The organism is Cupriavidus sp. OV096 (genome assembly GCF_900115455.1).
Classification (GTDB): Bacteria; Pseudomonadota; Gammaproteobacteria; order Burkholderiales; family Burkholderiaceae; genus Cupriavidus.
On record NZ_FOWM01000001.1, the window covers coordinates 461,736 to 477,910 of the forward strand.

The 16,175-nt window shown below is 65.7% G+C and carries 17 protein-coding genes and 1 tRNA gene; 6 read left to right on the forward strand and 12 right to left on the reverse strand.

The window, feature by feature from the left end; translation table 11 throughout:
- Positions 1-6 precede the first annotated feature (6 nt).
- The 3 genes from BM115_RS02155 to BM115_RS02165 form a co-directional block, all read right to left on the reverse strand.
- Entirely contained in the window at positions 7-693 is a 687-nt protein-coding gene (locus BM115_RS02155) for a LutC/YkgG family protein (RefSeq protein ID WP_092290077.1), read from the reverse strand.
- An 80-nt stretch (positions 694-773) separates the two neighbouring features.
- On the reverse strand, positions 774-1,952 hold the full coding sequence (pncB, locus tag BM115_RS02160) for a nicotinate phosphoribosyltransferase (protein ID WP_092290079.1): 1,179 nt from the start codon (positions 1,950-1,952) through the stop codon (positions 774-776).
- Between the two features lie 84 nt (positions 1,953-2,036).
- Entirely contained in the window at positions 2,037-2,558 is a 522-nt protein-coding gene (locus tag BM115_RS02165) for a hypothetical protein (RefSeq protein ID WP_092290082.1), read from the reverse strand.
- A gap of 378 nt (positions 2,559-2,936) precedes the next feature.
- Between BM115_RS02165 and fdxA the strand changes: the two genes are divergently transcribed.
- From fdxA to BM115_RS02180, 3 genes are all read left to right on the forward strand, one after another.
- Positions 2,937-3,260, forward strand: coding sequence for a ferredoxin FdxA (gene fdxA, locus BM115_RS02170; RefSeq protein WP_092290086.1), 324 nt, complete (start codon positions 2,937-2,939; stop codon positions 3,258-3,260).
- Between the two features lie 86 nt (positions 3,261-3,346).
- Positions 3,347-4,450, forward strand: coding sequence for an NAD(P)/FAD-dependent oxidoreductase (locus tag BM115_RS02175; RefSeq protein WP_092290087.1), 1,104 nt, complete (start codon positions 3,347-3,349; stop codon positions 4,448-4,450).
- Between the two features lie 243 nt (positions 4,451-4,693).
- Positions 4,694-4,769: transfer RNA gene (locus BM115_RS02180), tRNA-Asn, on the forward strand.
- A gap of 76 nt (positions 4,770-4,845) precedes the next feature.
- Here BM115_RS02180 and BM115_RS02185 read toward each other — a convergent pair.
- Together BM115_RS02185 and BM115_RS02190 are read right to left on the reverse strand one after the other, a co-directional pair.
- Positions 4,846-5,844, reverse strand: coding sequence for a lipase secretion chaperone (locus BM115_RS02185; RefSeq protein ID WP_092290089.1), 999 nt, complete (start codon positions 5,842-5,844; stop codon positions 4,846-4,848).
- Between the two features lie 5 nt (positions 5,845-5,849).
- Positions 5,850-6,773 carry an esterase/lipase family protein gene (locus tag BM115_RS02190; protein WP_092290091.1) on the reverse strand — a complete coding sequence of 308 codons (924 nt, stop codon included), beginning with the start codon at positions 6,771-6,773 and terminating at the stop codon, positions 5,850-5,852.
- A gap of 486 nt (positions 6,774-7,259) precedes the next feature.
- On the opposite strand from BM115_RS02190, the gene rpsU reads away from it, so the two are divergent.
- Positions 7,260-7,472 (forward strand): 30S ribosomal protein S21, encoded by a 213-nt coding sequence (gene rpsU, locus BM115_RS02195; RefSeq protein WP_029044331.1) that lies wholly within the window; start codon positions 7,260-7,262, stop codon positions 7,470-7,472.
- Positions 7,473-7,540: 68 nt separating this feature from the next.
- Here rpsU and BM115_RS02200 read toward each other — a convergent pair whose 3' ends face one another.
- Positions 7,541-8,158, reverse strand: coding sequence for a LysE family translocator (locus BM115_RS02200; protein WP_092290093.1), 618 nt, complete (start codon positions 8,156-8,158; stop codon positions 7,541-7,543).
- A gap of 41 nt (positions 8,159-8,199) precedes the next feature.
- Positions 8,200-8,730 (reverse strand): PaaI family thioesterase, encoded by a 531-nt coding sequence (locus tag BM115_RS02205; RefSeq protein WP_092290095.1) that lies wholly within the window; start codon positions 8,728-8,730, stop codon positions 8,200-8,202.
- Between the two features lie 127 nt (positions 8,731-8,857).
- On the opposite strand from BM115_RS02205, the gene nodI reads away from it, so the two are divergent.
- Together nodI and BM115_RS02215 are read left to right on the forward strand one after the other, a co-directional pair.
- A complete protein-coding gene (gene nodI, locus BM115_RS02210) occupies positions 8,858-9,751 on the forward strand; it encodes a nodulation factor ABC transporter ATP-binding protein NodI (RefSeq protein ID WP_369823373.1) in 894 nt (297 codons plus the stop codon).
- Position 9,752: 1 nt separating this feature from the next.
- Entirely contained in the window at positions 9,753-10,607 is an 855-nt protein-coding gene (locus BM115_RS02215; RefSeq protein WP_092290099.1) for an ABC transporter permease, read from the forward strand.
- Between the two features lie 56 nt (positions 10,608-10,663).
- Here BM115_RS02215 and BM115_RS02220 read toward each other — a convergent pair whose 3' ends face one another.
- From BM115_RS02220 to folC, 5 genes are all read right to left on the reverse strand, one after another.
- Positions 10,664-11,872, reverse strand: coding sequence for an O-succinylhomoserine sulfhydrylase (locus BM115_RS02220; protein WP_092290101.1), 1,209 nt, complete (start codon positions 11,870-11,872; stop codon positions 10,664-10,666).
- Positions 11,873-11,896: 24 nt separating this feature from the next.
- Entirely contained in the window at positions 11,897-13,426 is a 1,530-nt protein-coding gene (gene purF / locus BM115_RS02225; protein ID WP_092290103.1) for an amidophosphoribosyltransferase, read from the reverse strand.
- An 85-nt stretch (positions 13,427-13,511) separates the two neighbouring features.
- A complete protein-coding gene (locus BM115_RS02230) occupies positions 13,512-14,009 on the reverse strand; it encodes a CvpA family protein (RefSeq protein ID WP_092290105.1) in 498 nt (165 codons plus the stop codon).
- Between the two features lie 47 nt (positions 14,010-14,056).
- Complete coding sequence (locus BM115_RS02235) at positions 14,057-14,800, reverse strand: SPOR domain-containing protein (RefSeq protein WP_092290107.1); 744 nt, start codon at positions 14,798-14,800, stop codon at positions 14,057-14,059.
- Between the two features lie 50 nt (positions 14,801-14,850).
- Positions 14,851-16,161 (reverse strand): bifunctional tetrahydrofolate synthase/dihydrofolate synthase, encoded by a 1,311-nt coding sequence (folC, locus tag BM115_RS02240; RefSeq protein ID WP_092290109.1) that lies wholly within the window; start codon positions 16,159-16,161, stop codon positions 14,851-14,853.
- Between the last annotated feature and the right edge of the window lie 14 nt (positions 16,162-16,175).

A 16,175-nucleotide genomic window follows, 5' to 3' on the forward strand; every position in this document is an offset into this window, starting at 1 on the left:
TGTCCCTCAGTCCTGGTCGACGAGGATCACGTGCACGCGGTACGGGCCATGGGCGCCGAGGACGATGGTCTGCTCGATGTCGCCCGTGCGTGACGGGCCGCTGATGACATTGGTGGCGCGCGGCAGCTGGCCATGCTCGGCACGCATGCGCGCGAAGGCTTCCTCGAGGTTCGCCACGATGCGCGAAATCGGCACTACGGCGATATGGGTCTCGGGCAGCAGCGCGGCCGAGGCGAAGGTCTGCGGCCCCGACAGCAGCATCAGCGAGCCGGTCTCGGCAATCGCCACGAAGCAGCCGGTGATGCCGACGAGGTCGCCATGATCATGATCGACCTGCGGATCGCGCGCCGGCGGCCGGCATGCCACGTCCAGCCCCTGCGCCTGCCACGGCAGGTCGCCCAGGCTGTCCCACGCCACGGCGCGGCGCACGAGGCCCAGGCCATCCAGATAGCGCGAGACGGCGCCCGGCACGTCGGCCAGCGTGGCCACGCGCTCCACGGTGGACGCCATCTTCTGCGCCTGCAGGCTGAACGCCTCGATGCGATCGGCGGCGATGTCCGGCTGTGGGCCCTGCGGATGGCGTGCGAGATAGTCGTCCACGGCCTCGCGCTCGCCGGTGGTCACCTTCGCCCCCCTGCCCTGGGCGGCGCGGATGCGGGCGAAGATGCGGTCACGGGCGGCGTTGGTTTCCATGGCGTAAGGGGTTGGTTCCTGGGGCTGGCCGATTATAGAAGGCCGCGCCGGCACGCGGGCGCCGCCGGGCGTGAATGTTGTTAAGCCGGGGGCTGAATCGCGAACACCTGGCGCAGGTAGGCCAGGTAGCCGGGGTCGTCGCACATGGTCTTCTCGGGCGTGTCCGAGAGCTTCGCCACGGGCTGGCCGTTGCATCGCACCATCTTGATGACGATCTGGAGCGGCGTGTAGCCGAGGTCGTTGGTCAGGTTGGTGCCCACGCCGAACGCCAGCTTGCAGCGGCCGCGGAAGCGCTCGTACAGCTCGATGACCTTGGGGATGTTCAGCGCATCGCTGAAGATCAGCGTCTTGCTGCGCGGATCGACGCGGTGGTAGGCGTAATGCGCGAGCATGCGCTCGCCCCACTCGAGCGGATCGCCCGAATCGTGCCGCACGCCATCGAACAGTTTGCAGAAGAAGAGATCGAAATCGCGCAGGAAGGCATCGAATCCATAGGTATCGGACAAGGCGATGCCCAGGTCGCCGCGATACTCCTGCGCCCAGTGGTCGAGCGCGTAGACCTGCGAGTCGCGCAGGCGCGGGCCGAGCGCCTGGCAGGCCTGCAGGTACTCGTGGGCCATGGTGCCGAGCGGGGTCATATTGTGCAGCCGCGCGAAGTGGACGTTGCTGGTACCGGCGAGCTGCGCGCCAAGGACGCCGCGCGAGGTCAGCAGCACCTCTTCCTGCCAGCCGCCCGAGAAACGCCGGCGGGTGCCGTAGTCCGCAATCACGCAGTCGGCGTACGGTGCCGCCTTCAGCAGCGCGAGCTTGGTCTCCAGGCGCCGACGACCCTCGGCCAGATCCGGCTCCGGTTGGGTACGGCGGAAATAGACCTCGTTGACGATGGCCAGCAACGGCACCTCGAACAGGATCGTGTGCAGCCACGGGCCGCGGATCGTGATGTCGATTTCGCCGCCGCCCTTCTCGGACGCCGTGATCGCGACGTGCTTTTCGCTCAGGTGGAACAGGGCCAGGAAATCGACGAAATCGCTCTTGATGAAGCGCATGCTGCGCAGGTAGTCGAGCTCTTCCTCGGTGAAGCGGAGCTGGCAGAGGCTGGCCACTTCGGCGCGAATTTCGTCGATATACGGGGTCAGGTCGACGCCCGCGTTGCGGCATTTGAACCGGTACTCGACCTGGGCCTGCGGGAAGCGGTGCAGCACCACCTGCATCATCGTGAACTTGTACAGGTCGGTGTCTAGCAGGGAGCGGATGATCATAGCGTGGCGCAAACGGCATGCCGGGGACGAGGTCCACATGCTAACCGAAACTGGCCGAATGGCCAGGGAAGGCCCCGGGATGGACTAGCTGCCATCGAGCCAGCGCAGGCCCGGCTGCGTGCCCGTCGGCACCCCCGGCTGCGCGCCCGACTGCAGGCACCAGAGCGGCGCGCCGCCGCCATCGGCGCAGGTGACCAGCGTGGCCCGCGCGCGGGTGACCGCGGAGGGCAGCGGATCGGCAAAATTGCCCAATGGCACCATGATCCGCTCCTGATAGACCTGCTGGCCGGCCCGGTCGAACCGCAGCACCTGCACCTGCGTGCCCGGCGGCGGATGCAATTCCGGCCCGCACGGCACCAGGCCCTCGCGGCTGCAGTTGGCCATGCTGTCGCCGGCCGGGGCCCGCACCACGCTGAAACTGTCCCAGTCGAAGGCGGTCAGCGCGGCCAGCGCCACGGGCTGGTCGGTGCGCGCCCGCCATGCCACGAGCCGCGAGACAACGCTGTCGGCCATATTCCCGCCGCCTCCGCCCATCGGCTGCGCGCCGGCGGCCGGCGCCAGCGAAATGGCGATCAGCAGGCAGGTCAGGCGGTACGAAATCGGCATGGCGCGTCCCGAAAATCGAGCTAGAAGGCGAAAAAATGACCCGAAAGCCCCCGGGCCACACAGGGGAATACTAGTCCGTTGCGGGCCTTTCGTGGCGCAACAGGCGGTTGCGAGGCCGATTCTGGGCCATTTTTGGCCGGTTCGCGCCCAAAAGCACATAAAGAAATAAGAAAACTATCTGACCCGGCTATATAGACTCGCTATCCTTGCGGGAAGGCTCGGATACAATATCGGTCTTTGAAAGGCCACGGCCCCCGTGCGCCCCGACTTCCACCGATTGACATGCGCGTGCGCGCGTGTCCGGCGGCCGGGCGCGGCGGCATCACAAGTGGCCTGAACTGTTTCCCATCGAAGACCGATCCGCTTTTTGGAACCGAAATGACTCACGTTGTCACCGAATCCTGCATCCGTTGCCGCTACACCGACTGCGTTGATGTGTGTCCGGTCGATTGTTTCCGCGAAGGCCCGAACTTCCTGGCCATCGACCCTGACGAATGCATCGACTGCGCCGTGTGTGTGGCCGAGTGCCCGGTCAACGCGATCTATGCCGAGGAAGACGTCCCCGGCGATCAGCAGAATTTCATCGATCTGAACGCCGAACTGGCCCGTTCGTGGCCGTCCATCACCAAGACCAAGGCCCCGCTGGCCGAGGCCGAGGAATGGAAGGACGCCACCGACAAGCTGCAATACCTGCAGCGCTGAGCCCGGCAACACCACAACAAGAAAGCCGCCCCACGCGCTTTCCGCAATACCGGGCACAGCGTGCCCACAAACGTATCAGGACGAATATGGACTTGAGCATTCCAAATCCCGTGGCCGACGCGACCCAGCAGGCCGGCGGCAATCCCGGCGGCCAGCCGCTGGAAATCGACGCGCTGATCGTTGGCGCCGGCCCCGTTGGCCTGTTCCAGGTCTTCGAACTGGGTCTGCTCGAAATCAAGGCGCACGTGATCGACTCGCTCAAGGTAGTGGGCGGCCAGTGCGTGGAGCTGTACCCGGACAAGCCCATCTATGACATCCCGGCCGTGCCCATCTGCACGGGCCAGGAGCTGACCGACAACCTGCTCAAGCAGATCGAGCCGTTCGAGCCCACGTTCCACCTGGGCCAGGAAGTCGCCGTCGTGGAGCGCCGCGAGGACGGCCGTTTCTTCGTCGAGACCTCGACCGGCACGCGCTTCATCACCAAGACCATCTTCATCGCCGCCGGCGTGGGTTCGTTCCAGCCGCGTACCGTGAAGGTGGAAGGCATCGACAAGTTCGACGGCAAGCAGCTGTTCTACCGCGTGAAGGATCCGAGCCGCTTCCACGGCCGGAACCTGGTCATCGTGGGCGGCGGCGATTCCGCGCTGGACTGGACGCTGGACCTGGTTGGCAAGGCTGAATCGGTGGTGATGATCCACCGCCGCGACGGCTTCCGCGCCGCGCCGGCATCGGTCGCCAAGATGAAGGAACTGTGCGAACAGATGGAGATGCAGTTCCTGGTGGGCCAGATCAGCGGCTACGAGGAACGCGACGGCCTGATGACCGAAATCAAGGTCACGGGTGCCGATGGCGTCACGCGCCGCCTGCCGCTGGACGACCTGCTGGTGTTCTTCGGCCTGTCGCCGAAGCTTGGCCCGATCGCAGAGTGGGGCCTCGAGCTCGAGCGCAAGCAGATCAAGGTGGATACCGAGAAGTTCCAGACGAACATCCCGGGCATCTTCGCCGTGGGCGACATCAACACTTACCCGGGCAAGAAGAAGCTGATTCTGTCGGGCTTCCACGAGTGCGCGCTGGCCGCGTTCGGCGCCGCCCCGTACATCTTCCCCGAGAAGAAGATCCACATGCAGTACACGACGACTTCGCCGAAGCTGCACAAGATCCTCGGCGTGGAATCGCCGGTGTTCGACTAAGCTTGTCGAGTGCCGATGCAGAAAGACCGCCCTCGGGCGGTTTTTTTGTTTGCACAAATCAAAAAGCTCGCTATAATGCGGCCTCGCTGTCGAACACGACACGCAGCAATCGGCGGAAACGCCCGCTGCAGGCCGGTTTCGAGGCGAACCAGAGTTTTTGCAGCAGCTTTCGATGGATAATAAAACGTTGAAAAGTTGTTGACGAAACGAAGAGAGGCTGGTTATAATTTCCTTCTCAGCTGTTCCCCGATAGCTCAGTTGGTAGAGCGCCGGACTGTTAATCCGTAGGTCCCTGGTTCGAGCCCAGGTCGGGGAGCCAAGAAATACAGAAGCCAGCAGGTTAGCGCCTGCTGGCTTTTTTGTTTTCTGCTTGCCCTTCGCAGCACCCTCCCCTCTCAGTAGTTTCCCAAACCCCGGACCCGCACGACCTCGGTGCCGCTGAAGCGCCTGGCGACGAGTTCATCGATCGCGCGCGCCTGGGCCTCCGGCGCGAGACTGCTGTCCGCGCGTATCGCATCCCGCTCTGCCTGATAGCTCACCAGACGTTGCTTCCAGTGGGCCTGCTGCTGGTCGAGCGCGCGGAATCGCTCGGCGGCCTCGGGGCCGAAGCGCTCGGTTCGCAGGCGGTCGATCGCTTCCTGGCTGGCACCGCTTGCGCGCAGTGACTCGGTGTCCTGCGCCAGCTGCGAAATCTTGCGCGTTTGTGCCAAAGGCCGGGACAGCGACTCGGGTAACTGCTGCGCCAGCGCATCGAGGCGCTGCTTGCGCTCATCCGGGCTCAGCGTGTCATCCGCCAGGACCCGGCGCTGCTCGACGGTATAGCGATCCAGCGATTCCTGCTCGGCGAAGAAGCCCTCGGCCATCACTTGACCCAGATGCTGACGGCGCAACAAGGCGAGGGTCTGATAGACGCGTTCAAGATCGCCGGGCGATTGCGACGGTAGTTGCACGTGGGACGCCGCCTCGAGATAGGTCATATAGCGATCGAACGCCGCCATGACTTCGTCTCGCGCGGTTGCTGGCGTGGCCTGCTCCAGCAGCCACGTCCGGAGGCTCTCCCGCACGCCAGACAGCCGCGCGGGATCCCCCTCGGCCATGCCGATCATGTGGTGAAACAGGTTCTTGAGCTTGCGATTGAAGATCAGACTGCCGTTGCGATCGAGGTCGACCCCACCGTCGACTGCCACGCCCCGCAGGTGGGACGGAATCGGCAAGGAAGCAGCCGTCGCGTCATCGTCCGATGCCACCTGCCCCATCGCTTGGGGCACGGCGGCAGCCGTCGTCGCAACGGGTGTGGCGGGCGGCGATGCCGGGTCGCCTGGCAGCGACCGGATCGCCACCACGGCCACCACCGCAACGACGGCCCCAGTCATAGCGCGCGTACGGATGCCCATACCGATTACAGCCCTGCTTGCTGCAGCCGGTTGGCGTGCTGGCGATAGATGGTGATCGGATTGGTCTCGAACACGTTGCTCAGCCCTGCCAACTGGTTGATCTCGTCAAGGTGGTTGAGGTGATAGGCCTTGATGAACTGGCCGAGGTGCATGCTGCAGGTCGGGATCGCGCCGTCACTCGTCTCGGTGTTCGCCGCGTTGAGGGCGATCAGTGCGGCGTCGCTGGCATCCGCGCCGTTGGTCACCACGCGGTCCCCACCCCACGAGTAGTAGCGCACCCCGTTGGCGACGGGCGCGCCGGTGCCGCAGTATGTGCTGGGAAGCCCACCCGGGAACTGGGCGTTGAGCGCGCTCATGCCGGGCGTCGACAGGGAGGCCAGCGCCGCTGCCGAACTCTGTGGCTGGCCGCCACCCGACAGCAGGTCGATCAAGGTGCCGACAGCCGTCGTGACGCTGTTCACCACGGACTGGCTGAAATTGCCGAGGCCATTGGCGGCGTCGGCGAACGGCACCCCCCAGTTCGGCGCGCCGACCGCCGTGACCGACGCCACCAGATCGGGGCGCACGCCGGCCACATAGCGGGAGGTCGGCCCGCCATGGCTGTGGCCGATCAGGTTGACCTTCTCGGCGCCCGTCGCGGCCAGGATCTGCTGGATCTGCTCGAGCGCCTGCTCGCCGCGCGTCTCGGTGCTGTTGACCGCCGACACCTGCAAGACATACACGTCGGCGCCATCGGCCTCCAGCGCCAGCGGAATGCCGTAGAAGTAGCTGTAGAAGCCGGCGAGGCTGTCCCAGCCGCCCCAGCCGTGGATCAGGACAATCGGATACTTGGTCGTGGTGTAGCCGGCATGTGCCGGGCTGGACACCGTGAACAGGCACCCGAGTATGCCCAGCGCGCATGCGCTCTGACGCAGCAACTTGCGAATCATGGCCCTTCTCCTCGTCTTGTTGTGGTTAGCGAGAATCCATGAAAGCACAGCGGCAGCCTTCGCCTGCCCCCTCGCGGCGGGTGGACTGGAGGTGGCCGGGGCCCCTCCATCGGCGCCATCCATCCCACCTTCGCACGTCCTATCGGGCACTTTTCCACGCATTTTTCGCGGATATGCGGCCCGTGCGCGCCTTGATCTTGACTCCGGGCTCGTATACCTGTAAAAGCTTACCGGCGTATCATTTGCGCAATATCCAAGGAAACAGGTATCTCGCCAAGTTTTTTACTACGTAGGAAAATTTGGCCCTTCACCCCTGACACTGGCAGTCCGGACCCCGGTCCAAGCTTGCAGGTTCGACGGGGGCGCACCTCGGCATTCGCCGCAGCGTGCAATACCACCGTCGCAGAAGGCTCCGGAGCCCCACAGCGACGACGTTTCCCCCTCGTATGAACCCGCCGCCCCGCGGCATTCCCTCAAAGGACTGAGTTGACTAAGATCGTTCTGAAGCCGGGTGAACCCGTTGAAGTTGCAATGCGTCGTTTCCGTCGCGCCATTCTGCAGACTGGCCTGATCGTGGAACTGAAGAGCCGTACCGCCTACGAAAAGCCGACGACCGAGCGCAAGCGCAAGAAGAAGGCTGCCGAGTCGCGTCTGCGTAAGCGTCTGCGCATGCAAATGCTGCCGAAGAAGCTCTACTGATTCGCGCATTGCATAAAAAACCGCCAGCATGCTGGCGGTTTTTTTTCGTCCCAATTCACCTCACCCCATCAAGTGCGCGTGGCGATCAGCGCGCCGGCCCCGATCAGGGTGATGCCGCCGGCACGTTGCACATTGGCCTGCGCACGGCGCGTGGTCAGTCGGGTGGCCAGGGAGCGCGCCAGCAGCGCGTAGACCATGGCGTTGGCGCTGGCCAGCACCACGAAGGTCGGGATCAGCACCGCAGCCTGCGGCCAGAACGCCTGATGCGCGTCCAGGAACTGCGGCACGAATGCCACGAAGAACACGATGCTCTTCGGGTTCAGCGCCGTCACCAGCCACGCCTTGGCGAAACGCTGCCCCGCGCTGCCTGCCTGCGCCGGCACGTCGAGCGCGCTGGCACGGCTGGCCGAGCGCAACGCCTGCACACCCAGATAGACCAGATAGGCCGCCCCGGCCCACTTCAGCGCCGTGAACAGCGTGGCCGAAGCCGCCAGCACCGCGCCCAGTCCGGCCATCGACAGCGTGAAAGCCGTCAGATCCCCCGCCGCTACCCCGGCCACCGTGGCAAACGCGCTGCGGCCTCGGTGGGCGAGTGCATCGCCAATCACAAGCAAGATCGTCGGCCCCGGAATGACCAGCAGCACCAGGCTCGTCAGCGCGAACGCCAGCCAGTGTTCAAACGTCATGATGTTCTCCTTGTTGTTGTTGGATCTGGGTCGCGCCCCGCTCAGACCGGCAGCGGAAATACCAGGCACGTGGTGGTGGCGTAGGCGTAGAGCTTGCCCTGCGCGTCCGTGAGCCGCCCTTCGGCAATGCCGATCTGGTTGGTCAGGCTCACGACGTTGCCCTCCGCGCGCACAGGGCCGGTGCTACTGGTCAGCGGGCGCACGTAGTTCACCTTGAGTTCCAGCGTCGTATAGCCCTTCCCGGCCGGCAACATGCTGTGTACGGCACATCCCACGCAGGAATCGAGCAGCGTGGCCGCGTAGCCGCCATGCACGGTGCCGAGCGGATTGTAGTGCTCCGGCCCCGGCGTGCCCTGGAACACCACGCGGCCCGCCTCGAACGCCACCGGCACAAAGCCGACCAGATTGCCGATGGGGATGCCCGGCAGCTTGCCAGACAGGATATCGTCGAAAAACTCCGCCCCGGAGCGCGCGCGCAGCTGGTCGCGCGTAATCAGCCCCACCGGTGCCAGTTGTGCCCGAACACGCTCCTCGTCGGCCTGCCACTGGGCCAGCACTTCTTCCACACTCATCTTGTCTCCCCTGTCATCGCGGAGGATTGGCCCCGCACTCCGGAACGATACCCGCAAACCGGCATAATGGCGGGATCGCACTCACCGGGCCTTCGCCTTGACTGCTGCTACCCCTCCCATCCTGCAGATGCGCAACGTGCGCAAGCTGTATGGCGACACGGTCGTCGTCGACAACCTCGACCTCGAAGTCCAGCGCGGCCAGTGTTTCGGCCTGCTCGGCCCCAATGGCGCCGGCAAGACCACCACGCTGCGCATGCTGCTGGGCCTCACCACGCCGGCCTCCGGCACGCTCATGCTGTGCGGGGAGCCGATTCCGCAGCGGGCGCCACAGGCGCGCATGCGCGTGGGGGTGGTGCCGCAGTTCGACAACCTCGACCCGGATTTTTCCGTGATCGAGAACCTGCGCATCTTCGGGCGCTATTTCGGCCTGTCATCCGCCGAGATTGCACGGCGCGTGCCGATGCTGCTGGAGTTCGCGCGGCTGGAGAACCGGGCCGACGCGCAGGTACGCGACCTCTCCGGCGGCATGCGCCGCCGCCTGACCGTGGCGCGGGCACTGATCAACGATCCGGACCTGCTGGTCATGGATGAGCCCACCACCGGCCTGGACCCGCAGGCGCGCCACCTGATCTGGGAGCGATTGAAGTCGCTGATCGCGGCGGGCAAGACCATCCTGCTGACCACGCACTTCATGGAAGAGGCCGAGCGCCTTTGCAATCACCTTTGCGTGATCGACGGTGGCCGCAAGATTGCCGAAGGCAAGCCCCACGAACTGATCGACCGGGAAATCGGCTGCGATGTGGTGGAGGTCTACGGCGACGAACTGGAGCCGCTGCGCCAACGCGTGACGCCGCTAGCCGAACGGACGGAGATGCGGGGCGAGACGCTGTTCTGCTACGTGCGCGAACCGGGCCCACTGCTGGCCGCGCTGCACGGGAATGGCAGCGTGCGCTACCTGCACCGGCCGGCCAACCTTGAGGACGTGTTCCTCAAGCTGACCGGCCGCGACATGAGAGACTGAAATGAGCGAACAGGACCCCCGCACGCCCGACGTGGCGGCCACCGTGCCACGCCCCGCGCCGCCACCCCGCCAGCACTATCCCCAACCGCTGCTGCCACGCAATGCGCGCAACTGGATGATGGTCTGGTATCGCAACTACATGGTGTGGAAGAAGCTCGCCATTCCGTCGATGATCGGCAACCTGGCCGACCCGATGATCTACCTGTTCGGCCTCGGCCTGGGGCTGGGCCTGCTGGTCGGGGAGGTGCACGGGGTGTCGTATATCGCCTTCCTGGCGGCGGGCACCACGGCGTCAAGCGTGATGATGTCGGCGAGCTTCGAGTCGATGTATTCCGCGTTCTCCCGCATGCACGTGCAGCGCACGTGGGAGGCCATCATGCATGCCCCGCTGACGTTGGGCGACGTGGTGCTGGGCGAGATCCTCTGGGCGGCCAGCAAGGCCGTGCTGTCCGGCGTGGCGATCATGCTGGTGGCGGGCGCGCTCGGCTACGCGCAGTTCCCGGGCGCGCTGGCGGCGCTGCCGGTGATCGTGCTGGCGGGCATCGCCTTCGCGAGTCTGGCGATGATCGTCACGGCACTGGCGCCGAGCTACGACTTCTTCATGTTCTACCAGACGCTGGTGATGACGCCGATGCTGCTGCTCTCGGGCGTGTTCTTCCCGTTGGAGCAATTGCCGGCCGGCGCCCAGGCCGCGACGCAGGTCTTGCCGCTGGCCCACGCGGTGGCGCTGATTCGCCCCCTGATGCTGGGTCGTCCGGTGGAACATGGGGGATTGCACCTGGCCGTGCTGGCGGTGTACGCCGTGGCCGCGCTGCTGGTGGCGCTGGTGCTGCTGCGGCGCAGGATGCTGCGCTGAGGGGTACGCCCTCTCCCGGCACCGGGAGAGGGGTTAAAACGATACGACTTACTGGCTTACTGGCCGAGCCCGCGCAGCAGGTCGGCCTTCAGGTCGACCACCGATTCCAGTCCCACGGACAAGCGGATCAGCCCTTCGGTGATGCCCGCCGCCGCCTTCGCTTCCGGCGCCACGCGGCCGTGCGTGGTGGTGTACGGATGCGTGATGGTCGTGCGCGTGTCGCCGAGGTTGCCCGTGATCGAGCACACCTTCGTGCTGTCGATCACTCGCCAGGCATTGGCGCGCTGCTGCTCGGGCGTGGCGCCCTTCAGCTCGAACGAGACGATCGCCCCGCCGCCGCTCTGCTGGCGCATGGCGATGTCGTACTGCGGGTGGGACTTCAGCGCCGGGTGGTACACCTTGGCCACGGCCGGGTGCGACTCCAGGAACTCGGCCACCGCCAACGCGCTCTGCGAATGCCGCTCCATGCGGATGGCCAGCGTCTCCATGCCCTTGAGCATCACCCACGCATTGAACGCGGACAGCGTCGGGCCGGCCGTGCGCACGAACGGGAAGAGCTTGCCCATGATGTAGTCGTGCTTGCCGACCACCGCGCCGCCCAGCACCCGCCCCTGGCCGTCGATGTGCTTGGTGGCCGAGTGCACCACCACGTCCGCGCCGAACTTGATCGGCTGCTGCAGCGCCGGCGAGCAGAAGCAGTTGTCTACCACGAACAGCGCGCCCGCATTGTGGGCGATGTCGGCAATCGCCGCGATGTCCGAGACCTCGGTCAGCGGATTCGACGGCGTTTCCAGGAAGAACAGCTTCGTATTCGGGCGCACGGCGGCGCGCCACGCGGACAGGTCGCCCGTGTCCACGTAGGTCGTCTCCACGCCGAACTTGGCAAGGATCGTGTTGAACAGCGTCATGGTCGAGCCGAAGATCGACCGCGAGCTGACCAGATGGTCACCCGATTGCAGCGACGCCAGCGCCACGGAGAGGATCGCGCTCATGCCCGATGCCGTGGCCATGCACGCCTCGCCGCCCTCCAGCGCCGCCAGCCGCGACTGGAACATCGACACCGTGGGGTTGGTGAAGCGCGAGTACGTGTAGCCCTCTTCCGAGTTGGCAAACCGCTCGGCCGCCTCTGCGGCGCTGTGGAAGCAGAAGCTCGAGGTCAGGTACATCGCCTCGGAGTGCTCCATGAACTCGCTGCTGCGCAGCGTGCCGGCGCGCACGCCGAGGGTATCGATGCCGAGGGACTCTGGTTGGAACGGTTCGCTCATGCTGCTGGCTGTCTTCTGATCGGATTAATCGTGGTTGCCCGAGCGCTGCAAATGCAGTTGCGAGCGCTCCGTGTCGGCATTGGTGCCGTCGCGGTCAGCCTGGCTGCGCGCCGTCTCCAGGCGCACCAGGTATTCCTCGTCGATATCGCCGGTGATGTAGCGGCCATCGAAGCACGAAGCGTCGAAGTCGCGCAGCGCCGGATTGATGTCGCGCACGGCCTGCTTCATCGCTTCCACGTCCTGGTACACGAGCTTGTCGGCGCCGATCATCTGCGCCACTTCCTCGTCGGTGCGGCCGTGGGCCACCAGTTCGCTGCGCGTGGGCATGTCGATGCCGTACACGTTCGGGTACTTCACCGGCGGCGCGGCCGAGGCGAAGATCACCTTGTTGGCGCCGGCGTCGCGGGCCATCTGGACGATTTCGAGCGAGGTGGTGCCGCGCACGATGGAATCGTCGACGATCAGCACGTTCTTGCCCTTGAACTCCACGCCCATGGCGTTGAGCTTCTGGCGTACCGACTTCTTGCGCACGGCCTGGCCCGGCATGATGAAGGTGCGGCCCACGTAGCGGTTCTTGAAGAAGCCCTCGCGGTAATCCACGCCGAGCGAGTTGGCCACCTGCATGGCGGCCGGGCGGCTCGAGTCGGGAATCGGCATGACCACGTCGATGTCGCCGGAGGACACTTCGCGGCGGATCTTCTCGGCCAGGTAGTCACCCATGCGCAGGCGCGCGTCGTAGACGGGCACGCCATCGATGCACGAATCCGGGCGGGCCAGGTACACGTACTCGAAGATACAGGGCGTCAGCACCGGGTTCTCGGCGCACTGCTTGCTGTAGAACTTGCCGTCCATGTCGATGAAGATGGCCTCACCGGGCGCCACGTCGCGCTCCATGCGATAACCCATGCCTTCCAGCGCCACGGATTCCGACGCGATCAGGTATTCCTTGCCCGTCGGGGTGTCGACGCTGCCGATGCAGAGCGGGCGGATGCCGAACGGGTCGCGCACAGCCAGCAGGCCGTAGCCGGCGATCTGGGCGGTAATCGCATAGGCACCCTTCACGCGGCGATGCATGCCGGAGACGGCCTTGAAGATCGCCTCGGGGTCCAGGGACAGGCCGTCGCTGCCGCGCTGGAGTTCGTCGGCCAGCACGTTCAGCAGCACTTCGGTGTCCGAATGCGTGTTGATGTGGCGACGGTCGCGGCGGAACATCTCCTCGCGCAGCTGTTCCGAGTTGGTCAGGTTGCCGTTGTGGGCCAGGATGATGCCGTACGGCGCGCTCACGTAGAACGGCTGGGCTTCTTCCTCGCTCGAGGCGGAGCCGGCCGTCGGGTAGCGCACCTGACCGATGCCGGACGTGCCCGGCAGGCCGCGCATGTTGCGGGTGCGGAACACATCGCGCACGAGGCCGTTGGCCTTGTGCATGTGGAAGGTGCTGCCGTTGGCCGTGGCGATGCCAGCTGCATCCTGTCCGCGGTGTTGCAACAGCAGCAGGCTGTCATAGATCAATTGGTTGACAGGGCTGGTGGAAACCACGCCGACGATACCGCACATGCCGCACTCCCAGGAAAGGCAACTTTGATTCAGGGGCGCGGTCCCGGCTGCAATCCGGTAGGAGGCGTCGGGACCCGCGTTGACTTCAGGTCTTTACATACTTGGCCAGGTCCGGCGGCAGCCATTGCCGCAACTCGTCCATGGCCTGCATCACATAGGGGCGCGACACCGCGTCGCGCCAGAATTGTTCTTCCGGCAGCTTGGTGAGCCCGGCCAGCACCACGACCAGCATCACGATCAGCACGCCGCGCGCGAGGCCGAATACCAGCCCCAGGCCGCGATCCGCGGGCTTCAGGCCCGTGGTTTCCAGCAACTGGCCGAGGATGGCGCCGGCCAGTGCCGACACGATCCAGGTACCCAGAAACACTGCGAGGAAGCCCAGCGCACTGCGCGTGAGCTGCCCGCCGGGCAGCGTTTCCGGCATCCACTGGGCTGCCATCGCGCCGAAGTGGTAGGCCAGCAGGAAGGCCACCACCCAGCCCACCAGGGCCAGCACCTCGCGGACCAGCCCGCGCAGGATGCCGATCAGGCCCGAGGCCACGAGGATGAAGGCAACGCCGTAATCGAAAAAAGTAAAAGCCATGCGTCTGGCGCTTGTTCCTGGCAGATGACCCGTCAGATGGGGGCGATTTACAGTTCCACCACCTTGGAGGTCAGGCCCACGGCCTTGACCTTCTTGTCGGCCGCATCGGCGGCGTCACGATCGGTGAACGGGCCGGCGCGCAGCAGGATCCGCTCGCCGTCGGCAAGCGTCTTTTTCTCCACATAGGCCGGCACCTTGCTCGCCTTGAGCTTGGCCAGCCAGTTCTTCGCACGCTCTTCGGACGAGAACGCGCCAATCAGGATCATGAACTTGCCGCTGCCGGTGGCCTTGTCAGCCGGCTTGTCGGCGGGCTTGGTCTCGGCGACCTTGGTATCGGGCCTGGCTTCTGGCTTGGCATCGGCACGCGGCTTGTCGGCCGCGGCTGGCGCGCTGACGAGTTCCTCGCCGGCGTCCAGCGCGGCGTCATTGCGCGTGGCGGACGGCGTGGGTGGCAGCGGATCGGCCTTGCGCGCCTCCACCTTCGGCTTCTGCGTAGCGCCCTGCCCGTTGGCTACCTTGACCGCCACGTCCTCCGATACCGGACGGGGCTTGTGTTCGAAGACGATAGGCAGCACGATGACCGCCGCCACGAGCAGTACCACGGCGCCAATCAGGCGGCGCCGCGCGCGTTGCTTCTGCGGGAAGTCGGGGTCGAGGGTGTCGTCGGCGTATTCCTCGTTCAACCGGCGCGACGCGCCGACGCCAGCGCCCACATCCGCGCGCGTACGACGACCGCGCTCCGGTGCCGGATCAGAGCCCTTGCGGGACGAGAACAGCGAAAGCAGGCCCATGGATGCCGATGCCTAGAGAGTGATTCGGTGCGATGTCATTCCGGCGGCGATCAATTCGCCTGCGTGGCGCGATACGCGAGCACGCCGGCCACCGTATAGAACGACCCGAAGACCAGGATTCTATCATTCTCGGTCGCTCTCTCGATGGCATCGCGATACGCCAATTCCGGACTGGAGAAGCACGCGGCCGTATTGTCCGGGCCCTCGCGGAAGCCGCCTGCCTCAAGCTGCTCGCGCAGGTCCGCCGCGCTGGCGGCGCGGTCGGTGGGCAGGTCGCAGAAGCACCAGTGGTCCACCTTGTCCGCCACGTGGCTTAGTACGCCGGCAATGTCCTTGTCTGCCATCGCCCCGAACACCGCGTAGGTGTAGCGAAAGAAGCCCATGTTCTCGAGGTTCTGACCCAGCGTGGCGGCTGCATGTGGATTGTGCGCCACATCGAGAATCACCGCCGGACGGCCCGGCATCACCTGGAACCGGCCCGGCAATTCGACGAAGGCGAGCCCGTTACGCACCTCCTGCGCGCTCACCGGCAGGCGCGGACGCATGGCCTGCAGCGCCGCGAGCGCCGCCGAGGCGTTCAGCAGTTGGTTGGCGCCGCGCAGCGCCGGGTAGCCCAGGCCGTTCAGCTTGCGGTCCGGACCAATCCAGTCCCATTGCTGCCGTTCCTGCCCCTTGGCCGCCTGATGGTGGAAATCGCGGCCCACGAGCCACAATTCCGCGCCGATGGCTTCCGCATGGTCGATCAGCGATTTCGGCGGCATCGGGTCGCCGCAGATCGCCGGCACGTTCGGGCGGAAGATGCCCGCCTTCTCGAAGCCGATTTTCTCGCGCGTGTCGCCGAGGTACTGGGTATGGTCGATGTCCACGCTGGTGATGACCGCGCAGTCCGTATCGATCACATTCACCGCGTCCAGCCGTCCGCCGAGGCCCACTTCGAGGATGATGGCGTCGAGCCCGGCCGCCGCGAAGGCGTGGATGATGGCCAGCGTGGTGAATTCGAAATAGGTCAGGCTGACCGGATCGGCAAAGCTCGTGCGGGCGCGCTCGACGGCTTCGAAGTGCGGCAGCAGCTGCGCGTCCGTGGCCATCTCCCCGTTGATGCGCGCGCGCTCGTTGAACGTGATCAGGTGCGGCGAGGTATGCATGCCGACCTTGTAGCCGGCCTCGAGCAGGATGCACTCGAGCATCGCGCACGTCGAACCCTTGCCGTTGGTGCCGCCCACGGTGAAGACCACAGCGTCGATGCGCAGGCCCAGCGCTTCCTTGACGCGCGTGATGCGGGTCAGGCCCATGTCGATGCCCACGGGGTGGGCGCTTTCCAGATGGGTCAGCCAGTCGGGGAGATTGTGGAAGATGGGCATGGGAAAACCAGATT

Excerpts from the sequence above, each read along its gene's own strand:
- BM115_RS02155 (WP_092290077.1), bottom strand. The coding sequence starts at position 693 with ATGGAAACCAACGCCGCCCGTGACCGCATCTTCGCCCGCATCCGCGCC.
- pncB (WP_092290079.1), bottom strand. The coding sequence starts at position 1,952 with ATGATCATCCGCTCCCTGCTAGACACCGACCTGTACAAGTTCACGATG.
- BM115_RS02165 (WP_092290082.1), bottom strand. The coding sequence starts at position 2,558 with ATGCCGATTTCGTACCGCCTGACCTGCCTGCTGATCGCCATTTCGCTG.
- fdxA (WP_092290086.1), top strand. The coding sequence starts at position 2,937 with ATGACTCACGTTGTCACCGAATCCTGCATCCGTTGCCGCTACACCGAC.
- BM115_RS02175 (WP_092290087.1), top strand. The coding sequence starts at position 3,347 with ATGGACTTGAGCATTCCAAATCCCGTGGCCGACGCGACCCAGCAGGCC.
- BM115_RS02185 (WP_092290089.1), bottom strand. The coding sequence starts at position 5,844 with ATGGGCATCCGTACGCGCGCTATGACTGGGGCCGTCGTTGCGGTGGTG.
- BM115_RS02190 (WP_092290091.1), bottom strand. The coding sequence starts at position 6,773 with ATGATTCGCAAGTTGCTGCGTCAGAGCGCATGCGCGCTGGGCATACTC.
- BM115_RS02200 (WP_092290093.1), bottom strand. The coding sequence starts at position 8,158 with ATGACGTTTGAACACTGGCTGGCGTTCGCGCTGACGAGCCTGGTGCTG.
- BM115_RS02205 (WP_092290095.1), bottom strand. The coding sequence starts at position 8,730 with ATGAGTGTGGAAGAAGTGCTGGCCCAGTGGCAGGCCGACGAGGAGCGT.
- nodI (WP_369823373.1), top strand. The coding sequence starts at position 8,858 with ATGCGCAACGTGCGCAAGCTGTATGGCGACACGGTCGTCGTCGACAAC.
- BM115_RS02215 (WP_092290099.1), top strand. The coding sequence starts at position 9,753 with ATGAGCGAACAGGACCCCCGCACGCCCGACGTGGCGGCCACCGTGCCA.
- BM115_RS02220 (WP_092290101.1), bottom strand. The coding sequence starts at position 11,872 with ATGAGCGAACCGTTCCAACCAGAGTCCCTCGGCATCGATACCCTCGGC.
- purF (WP_092290103.1), bottom strand. The coding sequence starts at position 13,426 with ATGTGCGGTATCGTCGGCGTGGTTTCCACCAGCCCTGTCAACCAATTG.
- BM115_RS02230 (WP_092290105.1), bottom strand. The coding sequence starts at position 14,009 with ATGGCTTTTACTTTTTTCGATTACGGCGTTGCCTTCATCCTCGTGGCC.
- BM115_RS02235 (WP_092290107.1), bottom strand. The coding sequence starts at position 14,800 with ATGGGCCTGCTTTCGCTGTTCTCGTCCCGCAAGGGCTCTGATCCGGCA.
- folC (WP_092290109.1), bottom strand. The coding sequence starts at position 16,161 with ATGCCCATCTTCCACAATCTCCCCGACTGGCTGACCCATCTGGAAAGC.